Source organism: Pantoea sp. M_9 (genome assembly GCF_008631385.1).
In the GTDB taxonomy this organism is placed as follows: Bacteria; Pseudomonadota; Gammaproteobacteria; order Enterobacterales; family Enterobacteriaceae; genus Pantoea; species Pantoea eucrina.
Window position 1 is genome coordinate 630,941 of the sequence record NZ_VWUF01000002.1, and the last position, 19,116, is coordinate 650,056.

Annotated in this window: 15 protein-coding genes; 9 read left to right on the forward strand and 6 right to left on the reverse strand. The window is 57.2% G+C overall.

The annotated features are described in order from the left end of the window. Positions 1-82: 82 nt before the first annotated feature. From F3I15_RS06745 to F3I15_RS06755, 3 genes are all read left to right on the forward strand, one after another. Positions 83-838 (forward strand): A24 family peptidase, encoded by a 756-nt coding sequence (locus tag F3I15_RS06745; protein ID WP_150017162.1) that lies wholly within the window; start codon positions 83-85, stop codon positions 836-838. A gap of 213 nt (positions 839-1,051) precedes the next feature. Continuing rightward, positions 1,052-2,434, forward strand: coding sequence for a diaminobutyrate--2-oxoglutarate transaminase (locus F3I15_RS06750; RefSeq protein ID WP_108569902.1), 1,383 nt, complete (start codon positions 1,052-1,054; stop codon positions 2,432-2,434). 12 nt (positions 2,435-2,446) lie between these two features. After that, the gene (locus F3I15_RS06755; RefSeq protein WP_150017163.1) at positions 2,447-3,925 is read left to right on the forward strand and encodes an aspartate aminotransferase family protein; all 1,479 of its coding nucleotides are present in this window, start codon (positions 2,447-2,449) and stop codon (positions 3,923-3,925) included. Between the two features lie 37 nt (positions 3,926-3,962). Here F3I15_RS06755 and F3I15_RS06760 read toward each other — a convergent pair whose 3' ends face one another. Next, the gene (locus tag F3I15_RS06760; RefSeq protein ID WP_190314945.1) at positions 3,963-5,477 is read right to left on the reverse strand and encodes a PLP-dependent aminotransferase family protein; all 1,515 of its coding nucleotides are present in this window, start codon (positions 5,475-5,477) and stop codon (positions 3,963-3,965) included. Between the two features lie 109 nt (positions 5,478-5,586). Here F3I15_RS06760 and gabT point away from each other — a divergent pair, with 109 nt between their 5' ends. Then, complete coding sequence (gabT, locus tag F3I15_RS06765) at positions 5,587-6,843, forward strand: 4-aminobutyrate--2-oxoglutarate transaminase (protein ID WP_150017164.1); 1,257 nt, start codon at positions 5,587-5,589, stop codon at positions 6,841-6,843. A gap of 101 nt (positions 6,844-6,944) precedes the next feature. Then, complete coding sequence (gene gabP, locus F3I15_RS06770; protein WP_150017165.1) at positions 6,945-8,339, forward strand: GABA permease; 1,395 nt, start codon at positions 6,945-6,947, stop codon at positions 8,337-8,339. A gap of 29 nt (positions 8,340-8,368) precedes the next feature. On the opposite strand, the gene F3I15_RS06775 is transcribed toward gabP, so the two are convergent. Next, positions 8,369-8,689 carry a hypothetical protein gene (locus F3I15_RS06775; protein WP_150017166.1) on the reverse strand — a complete coding sequence of 107 codons (321 nt, stop codon included), beginning with the start codon at positions 8,687-8,689 and terminating at the stop codon, positions 8,369-8,371. Between the two features lie 114 nt (positions 8,690-8,803). On the opposite strand from F3I15_RS06775, the gene F3I15_RS06780 reads away from it, so the two are divergent. Then, positions 8,804-10,132: a glycoside hydrolase family 10 protein gene (locus tag F3I15_RS06780; protein ID WP_304621816.1), complete on the forward strand. Its 1,329-nt coding sequence runs from the start codon at positions 8,804-8,806 to the stop codon at positions 10,130-10,132. A 51-nt stretch (positions 10,133-10,183) separates the two neighbouring features. Continuing rightward, complete coding sequence (locus F3I15_RS06785) at positions 10,184-10,870, forward strand: RluA family pseudouridine synthase (RefSeq protein WP_150017168.1); 687 nt, start codon at positions 10,184-10,186, stop codon at positions 10,868-10,870. A gap of 12 nt (positions 10,871-10,882) precedes the next feature. On the opposite strand, the gene F3I15_RS06790 is transcribed toward F3I15_RS06785, so the two are convergent. The 3 genes from F3I15_RS06790 to F3I15_RS06800 form a co-directional block, all read right to left on the reverse strand. Then, positions 10,883-11,413: a DUF2058 domain-containing protein gene (locus tag F3I15_RS06790; RefSeq protein ID WP_150017169.1), complete on the reverse strand. Its 531-nt coding sequence runs from the start codon at positions 11,411-11,413 to the stop codon at positions 10,883-10,885. Between the two features lie 115 nt (positions 11,414-11,528). After that, positions 11,529-13,511, reverse strand: coding sequence for an autotransporter outer membrane beta-barrel domain-containing protein (locus F3I15_RS06795; protein WP_150017170.1), 1,983 nt, complete (start codon positions 13,509-13,511; stop codon positions 11,529-11,531). Positions 13,512-13,730: 219 nt separating this feature from the next. Then, positions 13,731-14,858 (reverse strand): acyltransferase family protein, encoded by a 1,128-nt coding sequence (locus F3I15_RS06800; protein ID WP_150017171.1) that lies wholly within the window; start codon positions 14,856-14,858, stop codon positions 13,731-13,733. 576 nt (positions 14,859-15,434) lie between these two features. On the opposite strand from F3I15_RS06800, the gene F3I15_RS06805 reads away from it, so the two are divergent. Then, the gene (locus F3I15_RS06805; RefSeq protein ID WP_150017172.1) at positions 15,435-16,232 is read left to right on the forward strand and encodes an SGNH/GDSL hydrolase family protein; all 798 of its coding nucleotides are present in this window, start codon (positions 15,435-15,437) and stop codon (positions 16,230-16,232) included. A 92-nt stretch (positions 16,233-16,324) separates the two neighbouring features. Beyond that, positions 16,325-16,864, forward strand: coding sequence for a cytochrome b561 (cybB, locus tag F3I15_RS06810; protein WP_150017173.1), 540 nt, complete (start codon positions 16,325-16,327; stop codon positions 16,862-16,864). 32 nt (positions 16,865-16,896) lie between these two features. On the opposite strand, the gene F3I15_RS06815 is transcribed toward cybB, so the two are convergent. Next, entirely contained in the window at positions 16,897-18,837 is a 1,941-nt protein-coding gene (locus F3I15_RS06815) for a methyl-accepting chemotaxis protein (protein WP_150017174.1), read from the reverse strand. Between the last annotated feature and the right edge of the window lie 279 nt (positions 18,838-19,116).

Consider the following 19,116-nt stretch of genomic DNA (forward strand, 5'->3'; position numbering starts at 1 on the left):
TTGTTGATTTTGAATACCGCTTTAGCCAGATATAAGGTAGGTTGCCCGCAGATGAATTACGTCATGTGAGAAGGAGGACAATATGGTGCTGGTAATGGTGACGCTACTGTCGCTGGCGACGGGCAGTTTTATTAACGTTGTGGTGTATCGGCTGCCGCGGCATATTACCGGGGCGGCCACCTTCACTTCCCTGCTGGCCCCCTCCTCCTGCTGCATACACTGTGAACGCGTCCTGCGCTGGTATGACATGCTCCCGGTGCTGAGCTGGCTGCTGCTGCGCGGCCGGTGTCGCGATTGCTGCGGCCCTATCAGCGGTCACTATCCGGTTACTGAGGCCGCAACGTCGCTGATCGCCCTGCTGCTGATGCAGCTGCTGCCCGCGGACAGCCGCCTGATTGCCGCACTGCTGCTGGCATGGTCACTGCTGGCGCTTTCGCTTATCGATATGACGCATCTGCTGCTGCCGGATGCGATTACGCTGCCGCTGCTCTGGCTTGGCCTGCTACTGCATGCCGGTGATGTAATGCCCGGTACGCTTCGTGATGCCGTTACCGGCGCAGCGGCCGGGTACAGCGTGATTCGCTTTACCGGCTGGTGCTATCAGCTGCTGAGAAACCAGCCGGGCATCGGGCGGGGGGATGCAAAATTAATGGCGGCGCTGGGCGCCTGGCTTGGCTGGACGTCACTGCCGGCGCTGTTGCTTATCGCCTGTGGCAGCGCGCTGATTTTTGTGATCTTTATCAAACCCTGCGGTTTTCAGCAGCCAGGCCGCCCTGTCCCGTTTGGTCCGTGGCTTTCACTGGCGGGCATAAGTCTCTTTATTCATTCAATAATTTAAAGCTGGCCATTTTAGCGGAGAAATAACAGCGGCCAGTTTCTGTCCAACGTTATGATTCGTATATGAAAAGAATAAACAATTCTACACAAAATTAATCATTGTGATGTGAGGCAAAAGGCTCTATATTGGCCGCGCTTTTTACATTACTGATACTTTTTTGTTCAATTAGTCAATCGGCCAGCCACTGCGAGCCCCGGTTGAAGGAGAGATATGATGACGGATAAAGTCCGTATTGATAATTTTGGTGCCAGCTCATTCAACGGAAACAACGACGCATTCTTAGCCCGTCAGGCTGAGTTTGAATCAAACGTCAGGAGTTACCCGCGCAAATTGCCTTTAGCTATCGCTAAAGCCAACGGCGTGTGGATTACGGATGTTGAGAATAAGCAATATCTTGACTGTCTGGCTGGCGCAGGGACGCTGGCACTTGGTCATAACCATCCTGATGTTCTGCAGAGCATCCAAAATGTCATTACCAGCGGCTTGCCGTTACATACTCTTGATCTGACCACACCGCTGAAAGATCAATTCTCTGAATCACTGCTTTCTCTGCTGCCTGGCCAGGGCAAAGAGTATTGCCTGCAGTTCACCGGCCCATCCGGTGCGGACGCCGTTGAAGCTGCGCTGAAGCTGGCGAAGAAAGTCACCGGCCGCAGCGGTATTATCAGCTTCTCAGGCGGCTATCACGGCATGACGCACGGCGCGCTTGCGGTGACCGGCAACCTGTCGCCAAAAGAAGCGGTTAACGGCATGATGCCGGAAGTGCAGTTTATGCCTTATCCGCACCAGTACCGCTGCCCGCTGGGCATTGGTGGTGACGCAGGCGTAAAAGCGCTGACCTACTACTTCGATAACCTGATCAATGACGTAGAAAGCGGCGTGCGCAAGCCGGCAGCCGTTATTCTGGAAGCGGTTCAGGGTGAAGGCGGCGTGAACCCGGCTCCGGCTGAGTGGCTGCAGCGCATTCGCAAAGTTACGCAGGAGCACGGCATTCTGCTGATTCTGGATGAAGTTCAGGCAGGCTTTGCCCGTACCGGCAAATTCTTCGCCTTTGAACACGCCGGCATCGAGCCGGACATCATCGTGATGTCAAAAGCGGTTGGCGGTGGCCTGCCTCTCGCTGTGCTGGGCATTAAAAAGCAGTTTGATGCCTGGTCACCAGGACACCATACCGGGACTTTCCGCGGCAACCAGCTGGCGATGGCGACCGGTCTGGCGACCCTGAAAGTGCTGACCGAGCAGAATATTGCTGCCAAAGTTGCGGAACAGGGCGAATGGCTCAAAGCACAGCTGGCAGAGATGCAGCAGCGCTTCCCGGTTATCGGTCACATTCGCGGCATGGGCATGATGATCGGTATCGAAATCGTTAAGCCTGATGAGCCAGCCGATCACATGGGTAGCTTCCCGGCAGATGGCGAGCTTTCTGCGCTGCTGCAGAAGAAATGCTTCGAAGCGGGCCTGATTCTGGAGCGCGGTGGCCGTCACGGTTCTGTCCTGCGTCTGCTGCCGTCCCTGCTTATCACAAACGAAGAGCTGGCCGTGTTCCTGGATAAATTTGAGCAGGCGCTGCTGGGCGCTGGCGTCAAACCTGTTTGACTGGAAAAGTAAATGAGTGAAGTGAATCCGATTCTGGCCGCCTCTGCGCAGAGCATTGAGGCATATCAGCAGGCGATTGCCCAGAGCAGCGCCGCGGTTGTGCAGTGGCTGCAACAGCCTGAGATGTATCAGGGCAAAACGGTTGCTGAACTGCGCGAGCGAATTGCGCTTGACTTCAATCCTGACGGCCTGGGTAACCAGGCCGCGATTGAGCGCGCAATTGAGTATTTCCTGAAAGACAGCCTGTCAGTGCATCACCCGCAGTGTGTGGCGCATCTGCACTGTCCAAGCCTGGTAGTAAGCCAGGCCGCTGAAGTTCTGATCAACGCCACGAACCAGAGCATGGATTCCTGGGATCAGAGCCCATCAGCGACCATCATTGAGGTCAAACTCATTGAATGGCTGCGTGCCCAGGTGGGTTACGCTGCCGGCGACGCGGGCGTCTTTACCAGCGGCGGCACCCAGAGCAATCTGATGGGCCTGATGCTGGCGCGTGATGCCTTCTTTGCCCGCCAGGGACATTCAGTGCAGCAGGATGGCATCACCGGCGATCTGCGTAAAATGAAAGTGTTCTGCTCTGAAAATGCGCACTTCTCCGTACAGAAGAACATGGCGCTGCTCGGCCACGGCTATCAGTCTGTGGTTCAGGTGAAGTCGGATGACTTTGCGCGCATGGATGTCAACGATCTGCAGGCCAAACTGGCGCAGGCTGAAGCGAATGGCGAACAGGTACTGGCGATTGTTGCTACGGCGGGTACCACCGACGCAGGCGCTATCGATCCGCTGCGCGAAATTGCTGCCATTGCTGCTGAACGTAACATCTGGGTGCACGTGGATGCGGCATGGGGCGGCGCGCTGCTGCTGTCAGAGAAGTATCGCCACTACCTGGATGGCCTGGAGAGGGTGGACTCCGTTACCCTGGACTTCCATAAGCAATATTTCCAGACCATCAGCTGCGGCGCGTTTCTGCTGAAAGATGCGCGTCACTATGAACTGATGCGTTATCAGGCGGCTTACCTCAACTCGGAGTTTGATGAAGAGGCGGGCGTACCAAACCTGGTCTCTAAATCGCTGCAGACCACGCGTCGCTTCGATGCGCTGAAGCTGTGGATGGGTCTGGAAGCGCTGGGTCAGAAACAGTATGCGGCGATTATCGACCACGGCGTCACGCTGGCGCAGGAAGTGGCGCAGTATGTTGAAGCGACACCGCGTCTGGAGCTGGTGATGCAGCCGCAGCTGGCAAGCGTACTGTTCCGCTATCGTCCGCAGCAGCTCACCGATATCGCGCAGATCGCCCTGTTTAATCAGCGCATCGGCGATGTGCTGCTGGAGTCGGGCCGCGCTAACGTAGGCGTGACCGAAAATCAGGGCGTGACCTGCCTGAAGCTGACGCTGCTGAATCCGACCGTGACGCTGGATGATATTAAGCTGCTGCTGGCTCTGGTGGAAAAAACCGCCGATCAGCTGCTGAGCGCCTGGTTCTCCGGCTGACATCAGGCCGGCAACCTTCACGGGTTGCCGGCTTTTTTTATGCCGGATTTTCCGTGCCGCTGCCACGTGCTATCACCCCCGCCTCCAGCAGGCAGCCTCTCAGCGCGCCAAACGCATCCTGACACTGACGCTCGTCAACGCAGGCATATCCCAGCAGTAAACCGCGTTTCTCCTGCGGGTGCATGTAATATTGCGACAGCGCCCGCACCTTCACGCCGCGCCTGAGCGCCAGCGCAGCTATCGCCACGTCATCACACCCCTGCGGCAGCGGCAGTACCAGATGCAGACCCGCCTGATAGTTCACCGCAGGCATAAACGCCTCCCCAAGATAGCGGGTGATAAGCCCGGTCAGAAACTGTCGCCGCTGGCTGTAAAGCTTGCGCATGCGGCGGATATGCGCCATGTAATGCCCTTTTTGAATAAACTCTGCCAGCGCGCGCTGGATCAGCAGGTGACCGCCCCGGTACAGCTCCGCCGCCGCCAGCCGCAGCGGCTGTGCCAGCGTTTTGGGCACGACCAGATAGCCCAGCCGCAGCGCCGGATAGAGCGTTTTAGAGAACGTACCCATGTAGATAACCGGCGCCTCCGCCTCAAAACCCTGCAGCGACGGAAACGGCTGTCCGGAAAAACGAAACTCACTGTCGTAGTCATCTTCTACCAGCCAGCTTTTATGTTTCCGCGCTAAATCAAGCAGCTGCCTGCGGCGCTCCAGGCTAAGATGCACACCCAGTGGATATTGATGTGACGGTGTCACAAATATCATTTTTGGCGGTTTACTGCGCGGCGTCAGATCGGGAATGATGCCCTGCTCATCCACCGCTTTCGCCTGAATTTTAAGGCCGTTAATGCGCAGCAAATTACGCGTTCCCCAGTAGCCAGGCTCCTCGATCCAGACCGGATCGCCCGCGTCGCACAGCACGCGCGTCACCAGATCCACCGCCTGATGTACCCCCTCGGTAATAATGATCTGGTCGGCGTCCGCCCGAACCGAACGCGCCACGCTGAGATACTCCGCCAGCGCCTGACGCAGCTGCGGACAGCCTCCGCTGCTGCTGTAGATTAGCCGCTCTATCTCCGGATCGCGGTTCAGCCGCGCCTGGATCTGACTGAACAGCTTATGCGGAAACTGACGCACATCGGGGGCGCCCGGAACAAATGCGCCCCACTGCCACGGTGAGGCGTTGGCGTGGCCGAGCAGGGTTGCACCCCGTCGCGACAGCGCAGCGGGTTTTGTCAGCACGGCAGCAGGCTCAGAAACGCGCTGCGGGCTGTTCAGACACCCCTCAGGCAGCGTTTCAGCAATCCAGGTGCCGCTGCCGGTGCGCGCCGTGACGTATCCCTGCGCAATGAGATTTTCATAGACGTTCAGCACCGTATTACGCGACACCCCCAGCTCGCGCGCCAGATCGCGCGTGGCGGGCAGGCGCGAGGCGCGCGGAAAAATACCTTCAGCAATCGCCTGCTGCATGCAGATAAGCAGGCGCTGCTGCAGCGTGCCCTCTGCAACAAATTGCAGACGTTCCAGAACATGATCGGCATACAAACTCCGCAATTGGCTCCATCCTTTTTCGTTAAATTGGCTCTGGCAACCTGTGCCGCTGCAGGCATAAATAAGCGTGTTTGTCGTGATTTGTAAAGAAGCTTATCGCTAAGGAAAGGTTATGGAAGGTAAAAACAGCCAGCTGCAACAACGTAAAGATGACGCCCTGCCACGCGGCACCGGCAACCTGTGTCCGTGGTTTGTTGAGCAGGCGGAGAACGCCACGCTGCGCGACACTGAAGGTAATAGCTGGATCGACTTTGCCGGCGGTATCGCGGTTCTGAACACCGGCCATCGTCATCCGCGCGTCGTGCAGGCCATCAAAGATCAGTTAGAGAAGTTTACCCATACCGCTTTCCAGGTCACGCCTTATGAGAACTATGTTGCGCTGGCGGAACGCATCAACGATCTGGTGCCTATCGCCGGTAAAGTGAAAACCGCGTTTTTCAGCACCGGTGCTGAAGCGGTAGAGAATGCCGTTAAGGTTGCGCGCGCCGCCACGCGGCGTCACGGTATCATTACCTTCGGCAATGCGTTTCATGGCCGCACCTTTATGACCATGGCGATGACCGGTAAAGTGGCTCCCTATAAGCGCGACTTTGGCCCGATGCCCGCCTCCGTATTCCACGCCCGTTATCCAAACAGCGTCACCGGCATCACGACAGCGGATGCGCTGGCAAGTCTGGATGACCTCTTTACACAGGATATCGCCCCGCAGGATGTGGCCGCGATCGTGCTGGAGCCGGTACAGGGTGAAGGTGGCTTCCATATCGCCCCCCCTGAATTTATGACCCAGCTGCGCGCACTGGCCGATCGGCACGGCATCCTGCTGATTGCTGATGAAGTACAAAGCGGATTTGGCCGCACCGGAAAAATCTTTGCCATGGAACACTATGACGTGGAGCCTGACCTCATCACCATGGCAAAAAGCCTCGCCGGCGGTATGCCGCTCTCTGCCGTCAGCGGGCGAGCAGAAATTATGGATGCGCCCGGCCCCGGTGGCCTGGGGGGTACCTATGCCGGTAACCCTCTCTCTATTGCAGCGGCGCACGCGGTGCTGGATGTTATCGCTGAAGAGCAGCTCTGCGAACGCTCCGTTCAGCTTGGCGCCGCGCTGACCGAATTTCTGCAGGGAGTACGCGCCACGCAGCCTGCTATTACCGATATCCGCGCGCTGGGTTCCATGGTGGCCGTGGAGTTTGCTGATGCGCAGAGTGCGCAGGCGCTGCAGCAACAGGCGATGGCGCAGGGGCTGCTGCTGCTGACCTGCGGACCGCAGGGCAACGTCATCCGCTTCCTCTATCCGCTGACGATTCCGGACGCGCAGTTCCGTCAGGCGCTCGATATTCTCGGCGGTCTGCTCGCTCCGCAGCGTTAAACCGCGCTGCACCTCAGGCCTGTCCGCTGCAGGCCTGACTTGTCCACCTTCACGCCAGGCGGCGCTATGCGTCGCCTGAGAGACGATTCGGAGAAAAAACTATGACTGCTCAGAATGCCGACGTACTGGCACCAGGCCTGAAGCCGCGCCACGTGAGGATGCTATCTATTGCCGGCGTTATCGGGGCCGGCCTGTTTGTCGGATCCGGTCACGCCATCGCCGAAGCGGGACCGGCAGTGCTGCTCGCCTATATTGCCGCCGGTACGCTGGTGGTGCTGATTATGCGCATGCTGGCTGAAATGGCCGTCGCCTCGCCTGATTCCGGCTCTTTTTCCACCTATGCTGATAAATCGCTGGGGCGCTGGGCCGGTTTTACCATCGGCTGGCTCTACTGGTGGTTCTGGGTGCTGGTGATCCCGCTTGAAGCTAACGCCGCCGGCACTATTCTGCACGGCTGGTTTCCGCAGGTGGACGTCTGGGAATATACCCTGGCGATTACGGCGTTTCTGACCGTCAGCAATCTGTTCAGCGTGAAAAACTATGGCGAGTTTGAGTTCTGGTTTGCCCTGCTGAAGGTAGTGGCGATCGTCGGCTTCCTGGTGGCCGGTAGCCTGGCAGTATTTGGCCTGCTGCCCGGCAGCAACACGCAGGGGATCTCACATCTCTGGGATACCAAAGGCTTTATGCCAAACGGTGTCAGCGCCGTACTGGCGGCTATTCTGACCACCATGTTCTCTTTCATGGGCACGGAAATTGTCACCATTGCCGCGGCGGAGTCGCGTGAACCGAAAAAGCAGATCACCCAGGCGACCAACTCCGTGATCTGGCGTATCGCGCTGTTTTATCTGCTGTCGATTTTCCTGGTGATTTCGCTGGTGCCGTGGAACAGTCCGGCGCTGATGAAAAATGGTTCTTATCAGACCGCTATGGAGATGATGAACATCCCGCACGCGCGTCTGATTGTCGATATTGTGGTACTGATTGCCGTCTGCAGCTGCCTGAACTCTGCGCTCTATACCGCCTCGCGTATGCTGTTTTCGCTGTCGCGCCGTCAGGATGCCCCCGCGGCCGCATCACGCACCACGCGCAGCGGTACGCCGTGGGTCGCGGTATTGCTCTCAACCGCAGCGGCGTTTCTGGCGGTATTTGCCAACTACGTGGCCCCCAGCGCCGTTTTTGAGTTCCTGCTGGCCAGCTCCGGAGCCATTGCGCTGCTGGTCTATCTGGTTATTGCAGCTTCTCACCTGGTGCTGCGTAAAAAGCGCGAGGCGCGTGGTGAAGTCCTGAGCTACCGCATGTGGCTCTTCCCGGGACTCACCTGGGCAACCATTGTGTTTATCATCGGCGTGCTGGGCTCCATGCTGTTTAATCAGCAGCATCGCCCGGAGATCATTGCAACCGCTATTCTGACGCTGCTGGTGCTGGCTGCCAGCCGGCTGGTACACCGCAAACGCGCGGCACGCCGCCACGCCAGAATGGTCGCCGTTCGTTCCTGAGTTACAGTGCCGGGCAGGGATGCCCGGTTTCAGTACACGTCAATGCTGATGGCTGACTCCGGCACATCAATTTTCACCACGCAGTGCGTCCAGACGGGCTGGCCCGGTGACAGCTCATGCTCGATGAAATAGTGCTGAAACGCTTTCAGTGCTTCCGTCAGGTCGCCTACGGCACGCGCATCAGGTTCAAACCAGTCAGGTTCGCCCTGCTCATCCAGATAGTTAAACTGATACTGTCCCCCCTCCTCATCAGCAAACAGCTCAGCCTGTACCGTCAGCTGACGTGCGTTCTCAGGTCCGCAGCTGTAAATAATCTGTCCGATGCGGCGATAGAGATCTTCATATTGCATATTTTTATTCCCGCGTGTAGATGGCGACACTGCACCACCCGTTAAGGTTGACTTTCTGCCGCATGCCCTGACAATGGCAGCGCCAGTTTTAGCCGTTTATAAAGGGAGTTTACCATAGCCTGTTTATCGCGTTTTCATCTGACAGCGCTGCTGCGCACCGCCGCGCTGGCGCTGCTACTGGCAGGCTGTGCCGGCACTCCACCGAGGTCGCTGGTGACGCCGCTGCCGCTGCCGTCCGCGGCGAAGCCGCCGGTAACGCCTACTCCGGACGCCCGGCGCGTGCCGATGCGCGGCGTATGGCTCACCACCGTTTCGCGCCTCGACTGGCCGCCGGTGACATCGGTGACGGCTGCACCTGCAGAGCGTGTGCGTCTGCAGCAGGCGTCGCTCATCGCAAAACTGGACCAGTTAAAACAGCTCGGAATCAACACGGTGTTTTTCCAGGTCAAGCCTGACGGTACCGCCCTCTGGTCCTCAAAGATCCTGCCGTGGTCCGATACGCTGACCGGCCATATCGGTGAGTATCCCGGCTACGATCCGCTGGCGTTTCTGCTGAAAGAAGCCCATCAGCGTGGCATAAAAGTGCACGCCTGGTTTAACCCCTATCGCGTCTCGACTAACGTCAAACCCGGCACCCTGCGAGAATTACAGCGTACGCTGGCGCAGCAACCCGCCAGCGTCTATGTGCTGCATCCTGACTGGATCCGCACTGCCAGCGACCGGCTGGTACTGGACCCGGGTATTCCCGCCGCTCGCGACTGGATCACCAGCATCATGGCTGAAGTTGTTTCGCACTACGCCGTGGATGGCGTGCAGTTTGACGACTATTTTTACACGGAAACCGCGGCCTCTCCTCTGAATGACAGCGCGACTTTTCGGCAATATGGCGCCGGATTTACCTCTAAAGCTGACTGGCGGCGCAATAACACGCTACAGCTGATTGAGCAGGTTTCACGCACGATTAAAAAAGTGCGGCCCGGCGTGGCGTTCGGCGTCAGCCCGGCTGGAGTATGGCGCAATCTCTCTCACGACCCGGCGGGTTCCGATACGCGCGGGGCGGCCGCTTACGACGAGGCCTACGCCGATACGCGCCTCTGGGTTCAGCGTGGTCTGCTGGATTATATCGCGCCGCAGCTATACTGGCCGTTTGCCCGCGCAGCAGCGCGCTATGACGTGCTGACCCGCTGGTGGGCAGACGTGGTCCGTCCGACGCCGGTGCAGCTCTACATTGGCGTTGCGCTCTATAAAGTGGGCGTGGCCTCTAAAATGGAGCCCGACTGGACGCGTCAGAATGGAGTCCCCGAACTGCAAAAGCAGATTGAGCTGAATGAGTCGCTGCCGGATGTGGATGGCACCATTCTCTTCCGGGAAGGGTATCTGTCGCAGCCGCAGACGCAGGAGGCCGTGCGCTATCTGCAGGATCGCTGGAAAAGCCGCGACTGACCCGCATCAATCCGCTATCATCAGCGCCCGTTAGCCCGATTTGGATGCGCTATGTCTGCTGATTTTGACGCGTTTATTGCACCGCCGTGCCATGAACAGATCGCGGTAGTCTGTCAGGATGAGCACCTGCTGGTGATAGGTAAGCCCGCCGGTCTGCTGAGCCTCTCCGGTAAGAACCCGCAGAATAGCGATTCGGTGCATTACCGGCTGCTGCAGCGCTATCCCGGCTGTTCGCTGGTGCACCGGCTCGACTTTGGCACATCCGGTTTGATGATCATCGCCCGGAACAAAGCCATTAACGCTGCGCTCTCCGCGCAGTTCAGTACGCGCCGCGTGGAAAAAACCTATACCGCACTATTGTGCGGTCATCTGCCCGATGACGAAGGCGTGATAGATGCGCCGATTGCAAAGGATCCCGCGCACTTTCCGCTGATGTCAGTCTGCCCGGTGAAAGGTAAACCGGCGCGCTCGCGTTATCAGGTGACTGCACGCATTTGCCCGCCTGAAGGGCCGCCGCTGACGCGGGTGATGCTGATGCCCGAAACCGGACGTACCCATCAGCTGCGTCTGCACTGCCAGCTGCTGGGTTACCCGATTCTGGGCTGCGACTTTTATGGTGGCCGGCAGTTGCCGGGAACAGAAGAGGCGCCGCGTCTGATGCTGCACGCCAGTGCGATCCGGTTTGTTCACCCGGTCAGCCAGCAGCCACTGCATCTGCAGCTGCCGGCCCCGTTCTGAACGCCAGATCGCTTACCACATCAGATCATCCGGCACTTTAAAATCAGCGTACGGATCGTCCTCATCCTGCGCTTCCTGACTCAGCGCGCTGTTCAGCACAATCGCGCTGGCGTCGCGCTGCGCAATTTTATCCGCCACGCTGGCCGGAATAATGGCGTAGTCGCTTTTCTCTGTAACCAGCCGGGCAATGGCCAGACGTCCGTTGATAAGCTGCGTCTGCGTCGTTTTATCAACGGTAATTTTTTTGATCAGATTGTTGTCGGTGAAATTAAAATCGATATCACCCCGGCCAATGGTGATGCGGTTCATCTCAATGAGCTGCTTTACCTGCGCCTTATACTCTTTTTCCAGTACTGCCTGACGCTGCTGGTCATTAAGCTGCTTATCACGCGCAAGCTGCGCTTTTTTATTCTCTTCAACGGCCTGTTTCGCTTCGCGCGCCTGCACGCGTGACTTTTTGGCCGTGCGCTGCACCTTTTCCATTTTTTTGCTGGAGACTAATCCGGCTTTGAGCATCTGCTCCTGAAGAGTAAGTTTGGTCATGTCCGATCCTGAATCTGTTGGCTAATCTGCCGGATTATACCTGTTATTCACCGGGCTGTACCGACCACCCGCATCCGCGTGAGCGGATATCTGCAGCAGCCGGCAATCTCACCGATTAAAACGCGGCATTAATGCCTATATTCCATGTTATCTGCCGCCGATCGCTGTTACCGCCGATCGCAGAAACGCCGGTAAACGCGCTGACGGCGTCAGTCAGCGGCACCGATGCACCCGCTGCCGCCTCCAGCCAGCTATCATCGCCATTGCTCACCGTGCGGGTAAACGCCGTGCGCGTTGATTTCAGTCCACCACGCACGCTGCTCTCAGCGTCACCAAACTGGCGGTTGTAGCTGATCTCCGCCCAGGGATTGACGGGCCACCGCGCGGTGTCGATACGCCAGCCGGCTGCGCCGGTCTGGGTATGCCGGGTCTGATCGAAAAAACGCATTGCGGTGCTGCTCTCTCCGTTTTCACGGTAGCCACCGGCGCGCGCGTAATCGAGCGCATAGCGCACAACCGGACCGGTAGAGAGATGTGCGGTTAGCGGGAAGTCCCAGCCGCTCTGCACGCGAAAACCCAGCAGTTTACCGCTGCTGCTTCCCTGTTCTGTACGGGTGGCCGGCCCGATTGGAATACGGCGCTCGATAGCGTCATAACTGAGATCGCCATAGTGCACGTCTGCGTTGATCCAGCCCTGCTCAGACAGCGTAAGCTGGCTGTAAAGCGCCACCAGATTGCCGCGCATCTTAAATGAGTAACGATCGTCGGGATGCTGGCGCTGGTCGCTGCGTGACAGCAGCAGACCCGCCTGCCAGCTATCAGTCAGCTGATACCCCATACCCAGCGTCAGGCTGGCCTGCGTGGCATCACCCGTGAGCAGATCGCTGCGGCGATAGTCAGCATGCTGCCCGGCGTAGCCACCAAACAGGCTGAACTCACCGGCACTCTGCGCCTGCTGACGCTGCTGCTGCAGATGCCCCTCCAGCGTATTTTGCATATCACGGGCCGCGCCTGCCGGCGCTGCGGTGAGCGATGAGACCAGCGCCGGTGCATCGAGAATCGAACGGATATAATCGGCAATCATCGCATGTACCGCCGGTGAAGGGTGCAGCCGGTCAGCAAACAGAAAGCGCTGCGCCTCGCTGAAGCCTGGCGTGGCGGAGGTACACTGGGCGGCGGACGTGCCTGGCGGGCAGGCCATACCGATGGTGTTGCTCAAACCATACCGCGCGGGGTCAGCGATCACTTCGCTGAGCAGGCCAGCGATATCAGCACGCACGATATTGCCTTTGAGCGCAGCCAGCCCCGCTTCCTCCTGCTGGTTAAATCCATCAGAGAGTGCCGTCACCTGCTCACTCAGCACCTGCCAGAGCGCGAATAGCTGCTGCGCCAGCGCATCGCGTACGGCAGGGATCGCAGAGACTTCTCCCGCCGCGCGGCTGAATGCGGTCTGAATTACCTGCTCGCGGGCAGCCTGACTCAGCACAGGCGTTGCGTTCAGCGACTGAAACGCCGCCTGCAGCGCTGAATCTCCCAGGGGGCCTGTCAGCTGCAGCACCGTCTCAATCATCAGCGGGGTTGTGCCGAGCTGCGGCACATTCGGCACGATTACCGTACCGGCACCTGCATCCAGCAGTGTTCTGACCTGTGCCGCCGCCGCGCTGGCGCTGGCAGCAACGGTCTGTGGCGCAGTCAGTGGATTTGCCAGTACCGCCGCCGCAATGTCATTGGCGCCTGCCCAGTAAATATAGAGGCCATTGCGCTCCGCGCGGCCGTTGTTACGCTGCAGCCAGCGCGCAAGCTGATCCTGCGTATTAAACGCCGGGTTAAGCGCCGGAACGGTCACGGCGCCACCCTGAGCATAGTTACTCCCGCCCTGCGATGAAGGACGCAGTGACAGGCCAGCGTCTGCTGCCAGAATTTCGTCATACAGGGGATGCTGCGCACCATCATATGTAAAGCGACCGACATTGCCGCCATCGCTCAGGCTATCGCCAAATACAGTCAGGCTATCCCAGGCGTAAGCAGGCGCAGAGGCAACGAGAGTGGCAGCAATGGCGCCGGCAAGCGCCAGGGGCGTAAAACGGGAATGATGCATATCGGACTCCTGAAATACCCCATCGCCACGCTGGCGACGAGACGGGCGAACCAGGCAGCGGCTCATCCGCAGGCGCCGTGGTATTGCAGAAAAGGTGTAGACATTCAGAGAGGCATTTACCAGATTGTGACCGGGGATTTGCGGTATCCGTCAGAATAATCGGGTTCAGGGCGATATAAAGCAGCGCCCGCCAGCAGATGTGCTGACGGGCGAAATGGATTACATGCGGGCTTCGAGCGGCACCGGCACCTTCTTCGCTTTTGGCTTCAGGCCAAACATGAAAGAGGCAACGCGTGAACGCTTGATAAACCAGTAGCAGACGGCGCTCAGGCCGATGCCGATAGCACAGTCAATCAGCACATACAGAACGGCAAAGTTGGCAGGCAGCCAGTCATCAATAAGCCAGGAGAATGCAATCACCACCGGATAGTGCAGCAGATAGATGATCAGTGCGGAATCTACGATAGCGGTCAGTATGCGATTCTCTTTAACCTGGATTTTTTCGAAGGTGAACACCATCCAGTAAGAGAGCATCGCGGAAAGCACGCTGCCCATCATCACCGGCACATACTTCACCACGCCGCCGATATGATTATGCGCAACGTAGTAGCAGCCCGCCCAGACGGCAGCCACCAGCGCGGCGATCAGCCAGTTATTCATCAGCTTACTGCTTGCGTAATGCGCAATCTTCTCGCGATTGATATAGAGCGCATAACCCGCCGTATAGTAGACCAGGAAGCGCGCCGTAATCGGGATCAGCTCGATAAATTCGCCTCGCCCTTTTACCAGGAATTTCAGCACAAAACAGGCGTTACCCAGCACAACTAATAGCGCGATAAGCGCAGGCAGTGAGAGTTTGCCCAGCTGGCGCGCGCTCCACTGATAAAAACTGCCGGGTACGACCAGCGACATAATGCTCAGCGATACCAGAAACCACAGGTGGTGCATCATGGTGTAGCTGTTCAGCCAGCCTTCCGCCGAGTAAGGGCGATCATTTATCTGTCCGGAGATAAAATACATCAGCGGCGGAATAAACAGATAGGCTGAAACAAGCGGAATAAATACGCGCTTGCGACGGTTCTCGTTAAAAAACTGCTGTCCTTTACGGAGAATAATGAGGGCGGAAAACATCCCTGATAAAAAGAAAAAGACTTCCATCCTGAAGGTATGAAACATGCTCAACAGCGCAGTAAATATCTCAGCAGGATCGCGCTGCGCCGTATAATACCAGGGATTCTCGCCGGGCAAACTTCTTGAGGCATGTAACAAGACACCTTCCAGAATTAGCCCGGCACGCAGCAGGTCCAGACCGATATTTCGGCTGGACAAAAAGGATTGTGTTTTCACATCGCATACCTTGATAGGGATAGTGAGCGGAATATAGGGGAATCATGGACAGGGTAATACCAGAAAATTCTGTATACATTCCTGTGACTAACGATTAGGAATTTCGCTATTGTGTAAAAGTTGTAACTTTTTTACGGACCTGTTCAGTAAAGCAGCGTTATCTGTTTGAAAGTGTTAGGGAGTTAATGCTTTGAACAAGCTGGGTGCCGCGCTGGCAAGCAAATTTCCTGGCGTATAATCGCAGCCATGCTGGCGTGAGCGCTTTTCCGGCATTAGAACCTGACAGCCGAAAAATTATAAAAATGTTTAGCATGGTTATCCTGAAGCGGCAAAAAAGGCCACTCCTCCCCTCCGAAAATCAGGTCCACCCTATTCTGCAGGTACTTTGTACATCCTTATGATTAAGCAGATGATTTCTCAGCGTGATTACCAGGGTTTAAGAATTAACCTGATTTTGCTTTTTCCCGGATGCTTTAAGATTGTATGACCTGCATCACAGCTGTTATGGTTACATTTCACGCTTTAATTATCCGATCCATTAAATATTATTGAGCCTCACCAGACGGGAAATTTGTTATGCCTTATTCACTGATTCGTTTTGCTTCATTATTGGTTACCGGATTTGTCCTGCAAAATACTGCATGGGCAGAGACGCCTGATACCAGTAATAACTTTATTATCGAAGCTTACGGTGGTTCAAGTACGCTGGGCGCAATGGCAGTCAGAGAGAACGGCAAGCAACATAACATCAACATTAAAGACAATGAGATTGCCCTGATAAATAAATGGCTTGGCGAAAAATATGGTCCGGGCATCCGCGTAGTGAATAAGGGCGCGGCCTCAGCGCAGGCAATGGATTTGCTGCACCCGAAATACTTTTATAAAAAGAATAAAAGCTGGCGTGAAGAGATGCAGCGTTCCCCCGCTAAAATAATCCTGCTGAACTTCGCAACTAACGATGCGCGACACTTTCATTTCAAAGATACCGAAGCGAAATATATCGTCAGCCCGGATCAATATACTAAAGTGATGACGGAGCTGATCGCGATTGCCCGTGAAGAGGGTAAACAGGTGGTGTTACAGGAGCCGCACCCGATTTGTGGCGGGGCAAAAAAGTGGAACGTTGCGCCTTATGTCACGAAGCTGGACGCACTGGCGCGCGCCGAGTCGCTGCCGCTGGCACGCCAGTATCAGCGTATTCTGCAAATGAAAGAGTGGCAGTCGCTGATGTCACCTGACTGTATCCATCCCTCTGAACAGCTCTATCGTATGAAAGCTGAGGAGACCTACTCCGTACTGACCGCACATTTCAATAATGAGCTTGCGGCGGCCGGTAAGTCAGGCAATGAGGCGCAGCAGGTCGCACGACGCTGAGTTTCAGGCAGCAATGACGCAGAAAGGGCATTTTTTTCATCCGGCTTTCGGCTATTGTAGCGCTACCACTTCGTACCGAATGGAATGGAATAATGAGCACAAAATATGCCCCCGCGCAGATTCTGCTTCACTGGCTGACCTTTATTTTGATTGTTCTCGCTTATTGCACGATGGAGTTTCGCGGCCTGGCGCCGCGCGGCTCCTGGCAGCGTCTCTTTATGGTGGTGACGCACTTCTCTGCTGGCAGCTGCGTGCTGCTGCTGATGCTGTCGCGTCTGGTGATGCGGTTTCGCCATCGCACGCCGCCTATTGTGCCGAAGCCCGCTAACTGGCAGACCGGCCTGGCACACCTTACTCATCTGGCGATCTACCTGCTGTTTATTACCCTGCCGGTACTGGGCATTCTCTCCCGATTCTGGCTTGGCCGCGACTGGTGGCTATTTGGCATTCCGATGCCGGTCAGCGCCGCGCCCGATCCCGACCTGGCCGATACGCTGATTGAGTGGCATGAAACGCTGGTACCGCTGGGTTACTGGTTAATCGGCCTGCACGCGCTGGCGGCGCTGGCGCATCACTATCTGTTCAGGGACAATACGCTGCTGCGCATGATGCCATCGCGCAAGCCGCGCTAACGGCAGCCCGGCACGCGGCCGGGCTGCGTCAGTCAGCTTAATGTAAACCGTGCGGCGGTGTGCGCGAGCTGCGCCGCCTGATCTTCCAGCGAACTTGCTGCTGCCGACATTTGCTGAACCAGCGCCGCATTTTGCTGCGTAGCGCTATCCATCTCATTTACTGCAATGGTCACCTGGCTGATGCCGCGTGCCTGTTCATCAGACGCAATAACAATTTCATCGATAATATTGCGCACTGAGTTTACCGCCTGCGTCATTTCAGTCATGGTTTTACCGGCACGCTGAACCAGCCCGACGCCGCTGCTGACGCGCTCTCCGGACTCTTCAATCAGCGCAGCAATCTCTTTTACCGCGCTGGCACTGCGCTGCGCCAGATTACGGACTTCAGAGGCCACAACGGCAAAGCCACGCCCCTGCTCACCGGCACGTGCAGCTTCCACCGCCGCGTTGAGCGCCAGAATATTCGTCTGAAATGCGATGCTGTTGATAATGGCCGTAATATCGCCGATTTTTTTCGCGCTGTTATCTATCTGCGCCATCGTCTGCACCACTTCACCCACCAGTGTTTCGCCGCGGCTGGCAATATGCGTGGCGTTTTCTGTCAGCGTGGTTGCCTGATGCGCATTCGCCGCGTTGTGTTTCACCGTAGCGGTAATCTGCTCCATACTGGCCGCGGTCTGCTCCAGCGCAGCCGCCTGCTCTTCGGTTCGCGATGCAAGATCGAGGTTGCCGCTGGCGATTTCGCCCGCGCCTTGCCGCACTGACGCGCTGGCGTCCTGAATCTGGCTCGCCATATCGCGCAGCTGCGTCTGCATCGTATGCAGCGCGTAAAACAGGCTGCTGCGATCCTGCGACGCCAGCGGAATCGTATTATTAAGCCTGCCACCGGCCACTGCCAGCGCGATAGCCGTGGCTTCGGCCGGCTCGCCGCCAATCGGCTTAAGCACTTTGCTGCTAAATACCCATCCCAGCAGCACACTCACGGCAACGATGCTGATGAGCATCAGCACCAGCGCGTGCATCAGCTGGCGATGCGCCGCCGCCATCACTTTGCTCACCGGTGCAACAACGCCCAGGTACCAGTGCTGGTCGCTACTGCCGATAGTCACTGGCTGCCAGGTTATCAGCGCCGCTTCACCCAGTATGGCGTCATGCTGTTCAGTAACGGCGCGGCTGAACGCATGCGTTTCCCCTTTCCAGGGTTTCGCGGTTTGCGTCTGGTCCGGATAAGAAACCACTCTGCCACCGCTGGAGAGCAGCATCGCATAGCCACTGCCCTCCCAGGGCCTGATCTTGTTGATGCGCGCCTGCAGCGCCGCCAGTGAGATATCAGAAGTCACTACGCCCCAGAGCTTGCCCTGACTGATAATGGGAGCGGCAACGGAAGTAAGAAGCACAGGCACCCCGTTATAGGCGTAGCTGTAAGGTTCAATCAGCGTATCCTTGCGACTTTTTTGTGGCAGCAGATAGTAATCTCCCTGCCCTGGCGTCAGCATGGAGGCCAGAGGATGCAGCCTGAAGCTGCCGCTGCTGTCGCGATCGACAAAGTAGGCGTAGCGTCCCTGCGGTGCAGCACCAGGCTGGCTGGCAAACTCTGCATCGCGGCCATCAAACGCATTATGTTCAAATATTACAGAGATGGAGAGGTAGTCGGGATTGTCACGCAGAGTAGAGATAAGAAGCTGATCCGCCACCTTTCGATCGCTGATCCTCGCCGCCGGCAGCGCAATCAGGCTATGTCCCAGATTATGCGCAACATCGCGCGCATAACTCAGCTCCTGCTGAATCTGCAATGCCTGACTCTGCGCAATCTGCTGCAGATAGCTTTCCGCCAGCGACTTCTGTTCTCTGCTGGATTGCCAGCTGAGCACGCCGATGGTGATAGCAAAGCCAAGGGTAATTGTGACCGCGCCCGTCAGCAGCATCTGAGTACGGGTACGCATTTTTCGCGTTATAAGTGCTTTTGTGGCCATGATGGCGCTCCTGAGGTTGGCAAATCAGAGCAATAATTGCGCCACATCCTGGGCCACCAGCGATCCTTTATCACTCTATCGGCTCAACCGTGCTGAACTTGATGGCATCCGCACCCGGATTAAAAAATAATCGATATTGGTGCCCCGCAGGGGTCGGTGCGTGACGCGGCCAGGGCGGCATAAATGCCGCCCCTACAGAAACGCCCGTAGGGGTCGCATTTATGCGACCCTGGGTTGGGTGCCGAACGCGGCCAGGGCGGCATAAATGCCGCCCCTACA

Coding starts and splice junctions, on each gene's coding strand:
- gabT (WP_150017164.1), top strand. CDS start 5,587: ATGGAAGGTAAAAACAGCCAGCTGCAACAACGTAAAGATGACGCCCTG.
- F3I15_RS06815 (WP_150017174.1), bottom strand. CDS start 18,837: ATGGCCACAAAAGCACTTATAACGCGAAAAATGCGTACCCGTACTCAG.
- F3I15_RS06745 (WP_150017162.1), top strand. CDS start 83: ATGGTGCTGGTAATGGTGACGCTACTGTCGCTGGCGACGGGCAGTTTT.
- F3I15_RS06790 (WP_150017169.1), bottom strand. CDS start 11,413: ATGACCAAACTTACTCTTCAGGAGCAGATGCTCAAAGCCGGATTAGTC.
- cybB (WP_150017173.1), top strand. CDS start 16,325: ATGAGCACAAAATATGCCCCCGCGCAGATTCTGCTTCACTGGCTGACC.
- F3I15_RS06750 (WP_108569902.1), top strand. CDS start 1,052: ATGACGGATAAAGTCCGTATTGATAATTTTGGTGCCAGCTCATTCAAC.
- F3I15_RS06805 (WP_150017172.1), top strand. CDS start 15,435: ATGCCTTATTCACTGATTCGTTTTGCTTCATTATTGGTTACCGGATTT.
- F3I15_RS06785 (WP_150017168.1), top strand. CDS start 10,184: ATGTCTGCTGATTTTGACGCGTTTATTGCACCGCCGTGCCATGAACAG.
- F3I15_RS06795 (WP_150017170.1), bottom strand. CDS start 13,511: ATGCATCATTCCCGTTTTACGCCCCTGGCGCTTGCCGGCGCCATTGCT.
- F3I15_RS06775 (WP_150017166.1), bottom strand. CDS start 8,689: ATGCAATATGAAGATCTCTATCGCCGCATCGGACAGATTATTTACAGC.
- F3I15_RS06755 (WP_150017163.1), top strand. CDS start 2,447: ATGAGTGAAGTGAATCCGATTCTGGCCGCCTCTGCGCAGAGCATTGAG.
- gabP (WP_150017165.1), top strand. CDS start 6,945: ATGACTGCTCAGAATGCCGACGTACTGGCACCAGGCCTGAAGCCGCGC.